Genomic DNA, 13,465 nt, shown 5'->3' with positions numbered 1-13,465 from the left:
TTTTTCCTTTATTTGTGAAGGAACTACATATGAAAAAAGCTGATAGATAGAAAGGAACATAAGCATGAGTGTAAATACCATTCTTTTTGATTTAGACGGAACGTTAATTGATACAAATGAATTAATTATTTCATCCTTTTTACACACGTTAAATCATTACTATCCAGGTGAGTATGATCGTGAAGCCGTGCTTCCTTTTATGGGGCCTACTCTTCATGAATCGTTCTCAGGACTAAATCCAGAACGAACGGAAGAGATGATTGAAACGTATCGTGAGTACAATCACGCAAATCATGACCGTTTGGTAACGGAATTTGAAGGCGTACTAGAGACGGTTCAATGGTTAAAAGATAACGGATATAAAATGGGTATCGTCACGACAAAGATTCGTCGTACGGTTATGATGGGGCTAAAGCTCACAAAGCTTGATTCATTTTTTGATGTAATTGTAGCGATTGACGATGTCGAGCATGCGAAACCACATCCCGAGCCAGTTGAAAAAGCAATGAAATTGTTAGATGCAAAGCCAGAAGAAACGATTATGGTAGGAGACAACTACCATGACATTTTAGCAGGGAAAAATGCTGGTACGCAGACGGCTGGCGTTGCTTGGAGTGCAAAAGGAAGAGAGCACATTGCTTCATTCGAGCCAACCTATTTATTCGATGATATGCGGGACTTGATTGAAATTTTAGGAGAAGACAAGCAGTGAGAAACACGACCCGCTATCCTGTGGAAGGTCCTAACTCACTGTGGCACGTCTATAAAACCGTGCCGTTTTGGAAGGTCGTTAAAAACTTTGTGGTCATTCAGCTTGCCCGCTACACGCCTTTTCTAGGAATGAAAAACTGGCTATACCGCACTTTTTTACGAATGGATGTGGGAGAGCAAACATCCTTTGCGCTTATGGTGATGCTGGATGTGATGTTTCCAGAAAAAATTAGCGTTGGGCGCAACACGGTGATTGGCTACAACACGACCATTCTTGCTCATGAATATTTGGTCAAGGAGTATCGTCTCGGTGACGTTGAAATCGGAGACGAGGTTATGATTGGAGCAAACTCCACCATTTTACCAGGGGTGAAAGTTGGAAGTGGAGCAATTGTTTCGGCTGGAACATTGGTTCATAAAGATGTGCCAGAGGGTTGCTTTGTAGGAGGTAATCCGATGCGTTTAATTTACACAAAAGAAGAGTTAGAAGCCCATATGAATCAGCAGGATGCGGATGTTAAACCACAGCTTAGAAAATACTAAGCTGTGGTTTTTTTATTATTGTAGAACGGGAAATAGATATCTGAAAAATCACTTCTTTTTGGTTGACGATCAATCGGAAGGGGTGTAAACTACAAATAACTTTAATTTGTTATTTCGATAATACGTTACCGAACTAAAGTATTATCTATCATAAACTCGGATATTAATTTTAAAAGGATGTGTCGATGTGTCAAAGTTATTTATGTTTGAAAAGCCTCTAGGAATGCGTGATACGCTCCCAAATTTATTTGAATATAAAAAAGCCGTACGAGAGCAGGTGGCTTCCGAAATTAGCAGCTGGGGTTATCAATATATGGCGACACCAACCCTTGAGTATTATGAAACGGTTGGCAGTGCTTCCTCTATTTTAGATCAACAGCTTTTTAAATTATTGGATAAAGATGGGCATACGCTCGTGTTACGCCCTGATATGACGGCCCCAATCGCACGTGTCGCAGCATCCAAGCTGCACAAAAATATTCCACTGCGTCTTGCTTATGAAGCGAACGTATATCGTGCACAGCAGCGTGAGGGCGGTCGCCCAGCAGAGTTTGAACAAATCGGTGTGGAGCTGATTGGTGATCCGTCTCTTAGCAGCGATGCCGAAGTCATTAGTTTAATGATTGGGGCATTAAAGCGAGCGGGATTAGCGTCCTTTAAAGTAGCGATTGGTCATATTGGTTACGTGAATGCACTGTTCCTTGAGATTGTCGGGAACGAAGAACGAGCGAACGTACTAAGACGTTTTCTCTATGAAAAGGATTATGTAGGATACCGTAACCATGTTCAAAAGCTCGGATTATCCTCTATCGATAAAGAAAGACTTCTACAGTTATTAAATTTACGCGGTGGCGAAATGAAAATTGTTGAAGCAATGGATTTAGTCGAAAGTGAAGAAGGCAAAAAAGCTGCCTCTGAGCTACAGCGTTTATGGAGCATGTTGGATGCATATGGAGTAACGGAAGAAATTAAAATTGATTTTAATCTTGTAAGCCATATGAGCTATTACACGGGAATTCTGTTTGAAGTATATGCGGAAAACGTTGGTTTTCAAATCGGAAACGGTGGTCGTTATGATCAGCTGCTAGCGAAATTTGATACGCCGATGGCAGCGACAGGATTTGGCATCCAGCTAGATCGCCTGTTAGAAGCTTTGGGGAAAGACGCATTTCAGCAAAAAGAAAGAGCGTGTATTTTATATAGCCAAGAGCGTTTAGGAGAAGCACTAGCACTCGCAACCGAGAAGCGTCAGCGCGGAGAGATGATCGTGATGCAAGAGGTTAGCGGCGTGGAGGATATTGATACATTTACAAAGGCTTTTGAAGATGTCACCTATTTAATTGGACGAAACGGCAAGGAGGATCAATCATGAGCGAAGTGTTAACAATTGCGATGCCAAAGGGAAGAATTTTTGAAGAAGCAGCTGATTTGCTACGAAAAGCAAATTTTCAGCTACCACAGGAATTCGATGACTCAAGAAAACTTATCGTAGACGTTCCCGAAGAAAACATTCGCTTCATCCTTGCCAAGCCAATGGATGTTGCAACATATGTTGAGTACGGCGTAGCCGATCTAGGGATTGCAGGAAAAGATGTTTTATTAGAAGAAGAGAGAGATGTCTACGAAGTCCTCGACTTAAAAATTAGTAAATGTCACTTAGCTGTAGCAGGATTAGCAAACGGACAGGCGTCTGAAGTAGCGAAAAAGGTAGCAACGAAATATCCAAACGTAGCATCGACGTATTTTCGTCAGCAGGGAGAGCAGGTCGAAATTATTCCGCTTAACGGATCAATTGAGCTAGGACCTATCATCGGTCTAGCCGATCGCATCGTGGACATTGTTTCGACAGGCCGAACCCTTATCGAAAATGGACTCGTTGAGCTTGAGCACATCGAGGACATTACGTCCCGCCTAATTGTAAATCCAGTGAGCTATCGTTTAAAAGATGAACGAATTGATGATATGGTGAACCGCTTAACGACGGTTGTTGAGAACATGTGACGGAGGTGTAACGAGTGAAAATCGAGAAAATATCAAGTTCAGTAAGCTTAAAGCGATCGATTGATCAAGGGAACGAGCAGCAGCGAGAAGCTGTTTTATCCATTCTAGAAGCGGTGAAGCGTGAAGGAGATGCTGCGCTTCATGCGTATACGGAAAAATTTGATCAGGTGACGATATCTACGCTTCTTGTTAGCGATGAGGAAAAGCAAGCAGCATACGAAGAAGTAGACGAGCAAATGCTTGCCATTATTCGCGAGGCAGCGGACAACATTCGTGATTATCACCTTCGTATGGTACAGCAATCATGGATGGTGACAAAAGAAGACGGGACGATGCTAGGTCAGAAGGTGACGCCTCTTGACGCAGTAGGGGTATATGTTCCGGGTGGGTTAGCAGCTTATCCATCCTCTGTCTTAATGAACGTAATTCCTGCGCAAGTAGCAGGTGTGGAGAGAATCGTGATGGTATCGCCGCCGCAAAAAAATGGAAAACTACCTGCTGGAGTGGTTGTAGCGGCTACAGAGCTCGGAGTAGAAGAGATTTACAAAGTAGGAGGCGCACAGGCTGTTGCGGCTCTTGCGTATGGAACAGAAACAATTCAGCCGGTAGATAAAATCGTTGGCCCAGGAAACATTTTTGTCGCGTTGGCGAAGCGGGAAGTGTTTGGGTTAGTCGACATTGATTCGATTGCCGGCCCAAGTGAAATTGTCGTATTAGCTGACGAAACGGCTTATGCCAATGAAGTAGCAGCTGATTTGTTGTCACAAGCAGAGCACGATGCACGAGCTTCAAGCGTTCTCGTCACGACTTCAATGGAACTAGCAGAAGCTGTCGCGCTTGAAGTAGAAGAACAGACGAGCCGCTTGCCGCGTAAAGAGATCGTGGAGGCATCCATTCGTGACTACGGTGCTATATACGTAACGGAAACGATGGCTGAAGCAATTGATGCCGTAAACAGCTTAGCACCTGAACATTTAGAAGTAGTAACCGAGAATCCAATGGAGATTTTAGGTCGTATCAAACATGCAGGCGCGATCTTCTTAGGTCGCTATAGCTCTGAACCGGTCGGTGATTATTTTGCCGGGCCTAACCACGTACTACCAACAAACGGTACGGCGAAGTTCTCAAGTCCGTTATCTGTTGATACATTTGTCAAAAAATCAAGCATCATTTCTTATAGCCAAAAAGCATTAGAAGAGAATGCCCATAAAATTGCTGCGTTTGCTCGCTTAGAAGGGTTAGAAGCCCATGCACGAGCGGTTGAGTCACGCTTTAAAAAAGATACGAACTGAAGGGAGAACGAACATAATGAGAGAGGCACGTATTGCACGCAAAACAAACGAAACGAATATTGATTTAACACTGGCAATCGATGGAGAGGGTCAAGCAGAGCTTGAAACGGGAGTGCCTTTTTTAGATCATATGCTTGATTTGTTCACAAAGCACGGTCAGTTTAATTTGAATTTAGATGCAAAAGGTGATGTGGAGATTGATGATCACCACACAACAGAAGATATCGGAATTTGTTTAGGTCAGGCATTAAAAGAGGCGTTAGGAGACAAGAAAGGAATTAAGCGCTACGGAAACGCGTTTGTACCAATGGATGATGCTCTTGCGCAAGTGGTTGTGGATTTAAGCAACCGTCCGCATTTTGAAATTCGCGGTGACATTCCTTCAAGTCGGGTCGGGACGTTTGATACAGAGCTTGTTCATGAGTTTCTATGGAAGTTTGCGTTAGAGGCACGTATGAATCTGCACGTCATTATTCACTATGGCCGCAATACCCATCACATTATTGAAGCCGTATTTAAAGCAATGGCACGAGCACTGGACGAAGCCACAACGGTTGATCCGCGTATCAAAGGAGTTCCATCAACGAAAGGAATGTTATAAATGATCGGGATTATTGATTATGGAATGGGGAATTTATATAGCGTGAGTAAAGCGCTTGAGCGCCTAGAGTACGACTATTTTATTTCAGAAAATCCTGAAGAGCTTCAAAAAGCAAAGGGCTATATTCTTCCTGGCGTTGGTTCCTTCAAGGATGCGATGGAAGCCTTGAACAACCAGGGATTAACGAGTTTCATTCAATCTGAAGTAAAGGCAGGGAAACCGATCCTAGGCATTTGCTTAGGCATGCAGCTTTTATATGAAGAAAGCGATGAAAATGGATTAACGTCTGGATTAGGATTATTAGCAGGACGAGTTGCTAGATTCAAAGGTGTGACAGAATCCGGTGAGCGCTATAAGGTTCCTCACATGGGGTGGAATGTACTAGACTTTCAACAGTCTTCACCACTTTTAAAGCAAATGGACCCAGGGCACGTATACTTTGTGCATTCTTATTATGCGACTGGTACACAACAAGAAGAAGTGATCGCGACAAGCTCCTATGACGTTGATGTTCCAGCTGTAGTCGGAAAAGGTCACGTATTTGGCACGCAGTTTCATCCCGAGAAAAGCAGCCATCTAGGAATGAGCATCTTACGCAATTACGCAAACTTTGTTGAGGAAGGAGGAAATCGTGATGAGTAATTTTACGATTTATCCAGCGATTGATATGCGCGGCGGAAAGTGTGTGCGCTTATTACAAGGAGATTATGATCAAGAAACGGTCTATGGTGATTCACCGGTTGATATGGCAAAGCTGTTTGCCGACGAGGGAGCAGAGTGGATTCACATGGTCGATTTAGACGGAGCAAAGGCGAAAAAACGCGTGAATGATGAATACGTGCTAAAAGTAAAAGAGACGCTTCCAGTCAAGGTTCAAATTGGCGGAGGTATTCGTACAGAAGAGGACGTGGCATATTACTTAAACGCAGGTATTGACCGCGTCATTTTAGGCAGTGCGGCCATTGCTGATCCTGCGTTTGTGAAAAAGATGCTTGCTACATACGGTGAGAAAATTGCAATCGGCATTGACGCAAGGGACGGATATGTAGCAACAGAAGGCTGGACAGAAACATCTACCATTAAAGCGACAGATCTAGGGAAAGAGCTTGCGGCAGCCGGTGCGGAGACGTTTATTTTTACCGATATTGCAACAGACGGAATGCTATCAGGCCCAAACGTTCAGGGGATTGTCGAGATGGCAGAAGCGACAGGAAAGCAGGTTATTGCCTCTGGTGGAATTAGTGGACTAGCAGACTTAACTGCTCTGAAGGAATATAGCGGTAAAGGCGTAGCTGGATCGATTGTCGGGAAGGCTCTTTACACAAATAAGTTTACGGTGAAAGAAGCGCTTCAAGAGGTGAAGGCATGATTACGAAACGAATTATTCCATGCTTAGATGTAAAAGAAGGACGCGTTGTGAAGGGAGTTCAGTTTGTTGAGCTACGAGACGCAGGTGATCCTGTTGAGTTAGCCAAGTTTTATGATGAAGAAGGAGCAGATGAGCTCGTCTTTTTAGATATTTCAGCTTCTCATGAAGGCCGTAAAACGATGGTTCACGTCGTCGAAGAGGTAGCAAGTCAGCTTGCAATTCCTTTTACAGTAGGTGGAGGGATTAATGAAGTAGAAGATATGAAGCGCATGCTTCGTGCAGGTGCCGATAAGGTTTCGCTCAACACAGCTGCTGTGCTAAACCCATCTTTAATTACGGAGGGAGCAGATTTCTTCGGCTCACAGTGCATCGTTGTTGCCATTGATGCGAAGTATGATCCCGAATTAGGATCGTGGCGCGTGTATACGCATGGCGGCCGTAACGCAACGGAGTGGGAAGTTGTGGAATGGGCAAAAGAAGTGGTGAAGCGCGGCGCAGGTGAAATCCTTCTGACAAGTATGGATCAAGACGGCGCTAAAAATGGTTTCAACCTCCCGCTCACCAAAGCGGTAAGCGAAGCGGTGACCGTTCCTGTTATTGCATCAGGAGGAGCAGGAAACGGCCAGCATTTCGTGGATGCTTTTGAAGAAGGTCAAGCTGATGCGGCACTTGCTGCTTCGATCTTCCATTACAAAGAAACATCTGTGAAAGAAATTAAAGCGTATGCCAAACAACAAGGAGTGTTAGTTCGATGAACATAGAAGCCATTAAATTTGATGCACAGGGACTAGTACCAGCAATCGTACAAGATGCGGGCAGTAAAGAGGTACTAACGCTTGCTTATATGAACAAAGAGTCATTAGAAAAATCCGTCGAGACAGGTGAGACCTGGTTTTACAGCCGCTCTCGTCAAGAGCTTTGGCACAAAGGTGCAACGTCTGGTAATACGCAAAAGATTGTCAGCATGTCATACGACTGCGATGCGGATTCTCTTCTAGTAAGAGTAAATCCAGACGGCCCCGCTTGTCATACGGGAGCTTACAGCTGCTTTAATGAGACGCTAACAGGTGTTCAATCAACGCCTTCTGCAGATCGATTTGAAATCCTAAGTACGTTAGAGACAGTAATCGCAGAACGCGAGGCGGAAATGCCAGAAGGCGCTTATACGACGTATCTTTTTGAAAAAGGCGTCGATAAAATTCTTAAAAAAGTCGGCGAAGAAGCGTCAGAAGTGATCATTGCAGCAAAAAATCGTGATCCTGAGGAGCTTAAGTGGGAGGTCGCGGATTTATTTTATCACGTGCTTGTTCTGCTTCGTGAACAAAAATTGCCTCTCGATGAAGTCATCGCTGTTTTAAATAAACGTCATAAATAAGAAAAAGGGTAGAGCATCACCGCGTTTTTAGCGCTATGAGCTCTGCCCTAATTTTTTGAAATTCTCTACAATGTGTGTCATTCGCATTGGTAAATATGGTATACTACCAACGTCAAAATTATTGATTGTGGAGGACTGAATGGGAAAAGACTCTAATCTAAAAACAGAAAAAGCACAGGTCGTGTTATTTAAGCAAGCCGGTGACTTTTACTATAAAAAAGGTGTAAAAGCCTACCAAAACCACGACTTAGTGAAAGCGAAAAAGTATTTTCAACGTGCCCATCGTCTGAAGCCTGATGATACATCCATTATGCTTGAGTATTCTGTCGTCCTAACGGAGTTAGGGGAATACCAACAGTCTAACCAACTCTTACTTGATATAGATGTAGAAAATGATGCCATAGAGTGTCACTACTTAATTGCAAATAACTATGCTCATCTTGGGTTGTTTCAAGAGTCCGCAAAATACGCACAGCGTTACTTAGAAGCAGATCCAGAGGGTGAATTTAAGGAAGAAACGGAAGAATTATTGGATTTATTATCCATTGAGGTCGAAGATGATGATGTAGAATCGGCTTATGAAGATGATTTAATTATTAAGCAAGAAGAGGCAAAGCGTCTTTTAGAACAAGCGAAGTTCGAAGAAGCAATTACCGTGTTAAATGGTGTTATTGAAGACTACCCTGAATTTTGGTCGGCATATAATAATTTAGCGCTTGCTCATTTTTATTTAGATCATCTAGAAGAAGCGATGAGTATTCTAGAAATGGTATTAGAGAAAAACCCGGGTAATATTCATGCTTTATGTAATCAGCTCATCTTCCATTACTACTGTCAGCAAACAGAGGAAATGAATGCGTTAGCTGAACAATTAGCACCTATTACCCCAATGATCGTTGAGCATCGCTACAAGCTAGGTGCAACCTTTGCGTTGATCGGAAAATATGAGTACGCGTATCGTTGTCTTCGCTTGCTTTACAAGCATGGCTACGAGGGAGATGCTTCTTTTTATTACTGGCTTTCAAGCGCTGCTTATTTTACAGGAAACGAAAAGTTCGCGAAAAGCATCTGGAAACGTGTATTAGAAGAGATGCCTGATAAAGAGGGGCTAGAGCCTTGGAACCGAGTTGATGCGAAAATTCAGCTAGACCCAGTGGCGTTAAAGCAACAAATTCATGAGAACCTTTCAAGCGACAAGCAATCAGAGCAGTTATGTGGCTTGTTTTTAACGTCTTTTTTAAACGGTGATTTAAGTCATCTTCTCTCCCCTTATGAAGCGGAGATGAAAGACGATCAGCTGTTGACGGCTGTGTACAAGGAGCTTATGGCAAGAGGAACTCATCCAGGTGCTGAAGTCGTTCAGTATCTAGGCCTTACGGAAAGTGAAGATAGTTATTTTCTATTGTCATTTTGGTCACACTTGTATGTAAAGGCATTTAAAAAAGAAATACCAATTGTAAATGCGAAAGGTTGGGCAGCGGCGATTAACTATATGTGGCGTAAATACGTGAAAGAGAAAAAAGTATCACAAGCAGAAATCGCTGATTCTTACGGGATGTCGACGTCCACGATTGGAAAATATGTTAAAGTCGTGAATAGCTTGCTTGAATGAGCAAAAAAATAGACGTTAGTACCAATTCTTTATACCATATAATTGTAGTTAAACTTAAACGTTCTAGCTGAAAATGCTGAACTTCATTTTGAATCGAATGAAGCAAGCAAATGCTTTTGATGTAATAAAGATCTTATAGTGATGTTAAAAGGAGTGTACATTCAATGACAGAAGAAAAAATTTATGATGTCATTATTATCGGCGCAGGTCCTGCAGGGATGACTGCTGCTGTATATACGTCTCGTGCTAATTTATCAACATTAATGATTGAGCGCGGAGTACCTGGTGGCCAAATGGCAAACACAGAAGAAGTAGAAAACTACCCAGGTTATGATCATATTTTAGGACCGGATTTATCAAACAAAATGTTTGAACACGCGAAGAAATTTGGTGCTGAGTATGCATATGGCGATATTAAAGAAATCGTAGACGGAAAAGAATTTAAAACGGTTCGTGCAGGAAGCAAAGAATACAAAACGCGCGCTGTTATTATCTCAACAGGTGCTGAGTACAAAAAAATTGGTGTTCCTGGCGAGAAAGAACTAGGCGGACGCGGTGTATCTTACTGTGCAGTGTGTGACGGTGCGTTCTTTAAAAACCGTGAGCTTGTGGTTATCGGTGGCGGAGACTCAGCGGTAGAAGAAGGCGTGTACTTAACTCGCTTCGCTTCAAAAGTAACAATCGTTCACCGTCGCGATGAGCTTCGTGCCCAAAAAATCCTTCAACAACGTGCATTTGACAATGAAAAAGTTGATTTCATTTGGAATCATACAATCAAAGAAATCCACGAACAAGATGGAAAAGTAGGCAGCGTAACGCTTGTTAGCACAGAAAACGGGGAAGAAAAAGAATTTAAAGCAGACGGCGTGTTCGTTTACATTGGAATGGTGCCACTTACAAAACCGTTTGAAGGCTTAAACATTACGAACGACGAAGGCTACATTGAAACAAATGAATTGATGGAAACACGCGTACCAGGAATTTTTGCAGCTGGAGACGTTCGTGAGAAATCACTTCGCCAAATCGTAACAGCAACAGGTGACGGAAGCATTGCGGCACAAGCAGCTCAACACTATGTAGAAGAATTAATGGAAGAATTAAAAGTAGCAAAATAAACGTAATTATGTTTTAATTCTCCTGTAACACGGATGAAATATAGATGGGGTATTATAAAGATAGTAATTGACCCCCTTTTATAAAATATATGTCTTTGAGTACAGGTGCGCCTGTGCTCCTTTTTTTTGCGTTAAAATGGGGATTTTTTAGAGGAAACGAAGAATCCAGAGATTGAATGAGGTTTAAACTCATACAATACAATAGAACGTATTCAACAAGTCGATGGGCGGTGAGCTCATGTAGAGAATAAAAGGGACAGGCACGAAATCCCCTCTACTTAGTTCGCGTTCATTGTAGCGAGTTGTTTATTCGTAGTATAATAAATGATAAACGTGTATATTCGTGAGGTGAATAAGATGCAAAGGGTCACAAACTGTGTATTAGTAAAAGATAACAAAGTGTTATTGCTTCAAAAACCCCGACGCAACTGGTGGGTGGCCCCAGGCGGGAAAATGGAGCAAGGGGAATCTGTTAAAGATACCGTTGTGCGGGAGTATCGTGAGGAAACGGGAATTTACTTAAAAAATCCGACGGTAAAAGGAATTTTTACGTTTACAATGAAAGAAAACGATCAAGTCGTTTCTGAATGGATGATGTTTACTTTTTTTGCTACAGATTTTGATGGGACAAATGTGCTAGAATCTGAAGAAGGTAAGCTGTCATGGCATGAGCTTGAGGATGTTAGCGAGCTTCCGATGGCCCCAGGGGATTATCATATTATTGATTATGTGGCAAAGGGAAGCGGCGTTATCTATGGAAACTTTACGTATACAACAGACTTTGAGCTGCTAGCCTATCGAATAGATCCAACTTAACAGGATGTAAATACGCTTATTCTTACCGTAAGAGGGCATGAAGCCGTTAGAGGTATAGAAAACTGAAGCCGCCTTATTTGTAAGGAAGGTTTCGTTTATTAGGGGGAGACAAGAATGAGTGTTGGTGCTGTAAACGATATTAAATTAGTCATTATAACGGGCATGTCAGGTGCTGGGAAAACAGTCGCAATTCAAAGCTTAGAGGACTTAGGTTATTTTTGCGTAGATAACCTTCCTCCAACACTGCTGCCTAAATTTCTAGAGTTAATGAAAGAGTCCGGAAATAAAATGAACCAAGTCGCGCTTGTCATGGATTTAAGAGGCCGTGATTTCTTCGAAAGCTTGTTAGCGGCGCTAGATAATATTGCGGAGACGACGTGGATTTCACCGCAAATTTTATTTTTAGATGCCAAAGATTCCGTCCTCGTCTCTCGCTACAAAGAAACGAGACGATCTCACCCGCTTTCACCAACAGGTCTTCCATTAGAAGGCATTGAAAACGAACGAGCGCTTTTAGAGGATTTGAAGGGACGCGCACAGCTAATTCTTGATACATCCGACTTGAAGCCTCGGGAGCTTCGAGAGAAAATCTTAAAGCAGTTTTCTTCTAATGCGGGGGAAGTATTTTCAGTAAATGTGATGTCTTTTGGCTTTAAATATGGACTGCCGATTGATGCTGATCTAGTATTTGATGTGCGTTTTCTACCTAACCCACATTATATAGACCATATGCGTCCTAAAACGGGATTAGAGGAAGAAGTGTCTTCATACGTTTTAAAGTGGAATGAGACACAAAAGTTTATTGAAAAAACAATCGATTTGTTAGCATTTATGCTACCACATTACAAGCGAGAAGGAAAAAGTCAGCTTGTAGTGGCAATCGGTTGTACGGGAGGTCAACATCGCTCTGTTACGCTCGCAGAACATATTGGCCATCACTTTGAGACAGAATACAATACTCATATTTCACATCGAGATATTGAGAGGAGAAAGGAAACGAAGCGATGACTGCCGGCAGTGAGCGCGTAATACCTAAAGTAGTAGTCATTGGCGGTGGCACTGGATTGTCGGTGCTGTTGAGAGGATTAAAAAATTATCCAATTGATATTACTGCCATTGTGACTGTCGCAGATGACGGGGGAAGCTCAGGAAGACTTCGTGATGAGCTGGAAATTCCAGCTCCCGGAGACATTCGAAATGTATTGACTGCGTTATCAGATGTAGAGCCTCTTGTAGAAGAGTTATTTCAGCATCGTTTTGAAACGGGAAATGAGCTAACCGGTCATTCTGTAGGGAATTTATTTTTAGCAGCCATGACCTCCATCACAGGAGACTTTATGCATGCCATTCGTGAAATGAGTAAAGTACTAAACGTGCGTGGTAAGGTTATTCCATCCGCAAATCGAAGCGTGGTTTTACACGCTGAAATGGAGGATGGAACGATTATAACAGGTGAGTCAAAAATTCCAGAAGCGAACAAGCAGATTAAGCGAGTATTTTTATCTCCTCCTGACATTAAACCTCTAGCTGAGACGTTAAAGGCGATTCGTCGTGCTGACCTCATTGTTTTTGGTCCCGGAAGCTTGTATACAAGCATTCTCCCTAATTTACTTGTCCCAAAAATCGGAGAAGAACTTTGTAAATCCGATGCGAAGAAGGTGTACGTGTGCAATATTATGACACAAGCAGGAGAAACCTCTAATTACACAGCAGCTGATCATATTAAAGCATTGTATGATCATTTGCCAGAACCGTTTTTGACGAGTGTAATCGTCAATAGTGCTCCTGTACCAAACATCGTGAAGCGCAAATACGAGGAAGAGAACGCTACGCCAGTAGAGCTTGATGAAGAGGAATTGAAGAAGTTGGGGTTAGAAGTGATCGCGGAACATATTGTTCAATATGATGGACACATTATTCGCCATGACACGAAAAAAGTAGCGTTGTTGCTACTCGATTTATTAGGAGAGAAGTATAATCCTAGTCATGACGATTTCATAACAGAGTGACAGGCGTACGATTTTTAGTAC

The 13,465-nt window shown here is 42.5% G+C and carries 14 protein-coding genes and 1 pseudogene; all 15 read left to right on the top strand.

The genetic code is table 11. From position 1 onward, the window contains the following. Positions 1–64: 64 nt before the first annotated feature. The 15 genes and pseudogenes from ppaX to IE339_RS21970 all read left to right on the top strand — a co-directional run bounded on the left by ppaX (position 65) and on the right by IE339_RS21970 (position 13,444). Entirely contained in the window at positions 65–712 is a 648-nt protein-coding gene (ppaX, locus tag IE339_RS22040) for a pyrophosphatase PpaX (RefSeq protein ID WP_242171445.1), read from the top strand. Further along, positions 709–1,254: an acyltransferase gene (locus IE339_RS22035; RefSeq protein ID WP_242171442.1), complete on the top strand. Its 546-nt coding sequence runs from the start codon at positions 709–711 to the stop codon at positions 1,252–1,254. Before ppaX ends, IE339_RS22035 begins: the two co-directional genes overlap by 4 nt. Positions 1,255–1,441: 187 nt before the next feature. Beyond that, positions 1,442–2,626, top strand: a complete 1,185-nt coding sequence (locus IE339_RS22030) for an ATP phosphoribosyltransferase regulatory subunit (protein ID WP_242171439.1) — start codon at positions 1,442–1,444, stop codon at positions 2,624–2,626. After that, entirely contained in the window at positions 2,623–3,255 is a 633-nt protein-coding gene (gene hisG, locus IE339_RS22025; protein ID WP_053403585.1) for an ATP phosphoribosyltransferase, read from the top strand. The genes IE339_RS22030 and hisG overlap by 4 nt, the downstream gene beginning before the upstream one ends. A gap of 14 nt (positions 3,256–3,269) precedes the next feature. Continuing rightward, positions 3,270–4,547 carry a histidinol dehydrogenase gene (hisD, locus tag IE339_RS22020; protein WP_242171436.1) on the top strand — a complete coding sequence of 426 codons (1,278 nt, stop codon included), beginning with the start codon at positions 3,270–3,272 and terminating at the stop codon, positions 4,545–4,547. 13 nt (positions 4,548–4,560) lie between these two features. After that, complete coding sequence (hisB, locus tag IE339_RS22015; RefSeq protein WP_242176280.1) at positions 4,561–5,148, top strand: imidazoleglycerol-phosphate dehydratase HisB; 588 nt, start codon at positions 4,561–4,563, stop codon at positions 5,146–5,148. Then, positions 5,149–5,790, top strand: a complete 642-nt coding sequence (gene hisH / locus IE339_RS22010; RefSeq protein ID WP_242171429.1) for an imidazole glycerol phosphate synthase subunit HisH — start codon at positions 5,149–5,151, stop codon at positions 5,788–5,790. Beyond that, complete coding sequence (hisA, locus tag IE339_RS22005; RefSeq protein WP_242171410.1) at positions 5,783–6,517, top strand: 1-(5-phosphoribosyl)-5-[(5-phosphoribosylamino)methylideneamino]imidazole-4-carboxamide isomerase; 735 nt, start codon at positions 5,783–5,785, stop codon at positions 6,515–6,517. The genes hisH and hisA overlap by 8 nt, the downstream gene beginning before the upstream one ends. After that, entirely contained in the window at positions 6,514–7,272 is a 759-nt protein-coding gene (hisF, locus tag IE339_RS22000) for an imidazole glycerol phosphate synthase subunit HisF (protein WP_242171408.1), read from the top strand. Before hisA ends, hisF begins: the two co-directional genes overlap by 4 nt. Next, entirely contained in the window at positions 7,269–7,892 is a 624-nt protein-coding gene (gene hisIE / locus IE339_RS21995; protein ID WP_242171405.1) for a bifunctional phosphoribosyl-AMP cyclohydrolase/phosphoribosyl-ATP diphosphatase HisIE, read from the top strand. The genes hisF and hisIE overlap by 4 nt, the downstream gene beginning before the upstream one ends. 139 nt (positions 7,893–8,031) lie before the next feature. Beyond that, positions 8,032–9,504 carry a tetratricopeptide repeat protein gene (locus IE339_RS21990; RefSeq protein ID WP_242171391.1) on the top strand — a complete coding sequence of 491 codons (1,473 nt, stop codon included), beginning with the start codon at positions 8,032–8,034 and terminating at the stop codon, positions 9,502–9,504. A 155-nt stretch (positions 9,505–9,659) separates the two neighbouring features. Further along, positions 9,660–10,619 (top strand): annotated as a pseudogene (trxB, locus tag IE339_RS21985) (thioredoxin-disulfide reductase); the annotation flags it as partial. A 357-nt stretch (positions 10,620–10,976) separates the two neighbouring features. Beyond that, on the top strand, positions 10,977–11,435 hold the full coding sequence (locus tag IE339_RS21980) for an 8-oxo-dGTP diphosphatase (protein ID WP_242171375.1): 459 nt from the start codon (positions 10,977–10,979) through the stop codon (positions 11,433–11,435). A gap of 114 nt (positions 11,436–11,549) precedes the next feature. After that, complete coding sequence (gene rapZ, locus IE339_RS21975) at positions 11,550–12,443, top strand: RNase adapter RapZ (protein ID WP_242171372.1); 894 nt, start codon at positions 11,550–11,552, stop codon at positions 12,441–12,443. Beyond that, positions 12,440–13,444, top strand: coding sequence for a gluconeogenesis factor YvcK family protein (locus IE339_RS21970; RefSeq protein WP_242171360.1), 1,005 nt, complete (start codon positions 12,440–12,442; stop codon positions 13,442–13,444). Before rapZ ends, IE339_RS21970 begins: the two co-directional genes overlap by 4 nt. Positions 13,445–13,465: the final 21 nt, after the last annotated feature.

It is taken from the genome of Priestia koreensis (assembly GCF_022646885.1).
Classification (GTDB): Bacteria; Bacillota; Bacilli; order Bacillales; family Bacillaceae_H; genus Bacillus_AG; species Bacillus_AG koreensis_A.
Note: the sequence above shows the minus strand (reverse complement) of the source record. Positions and strands in the feature narration are given on the sequence as shown.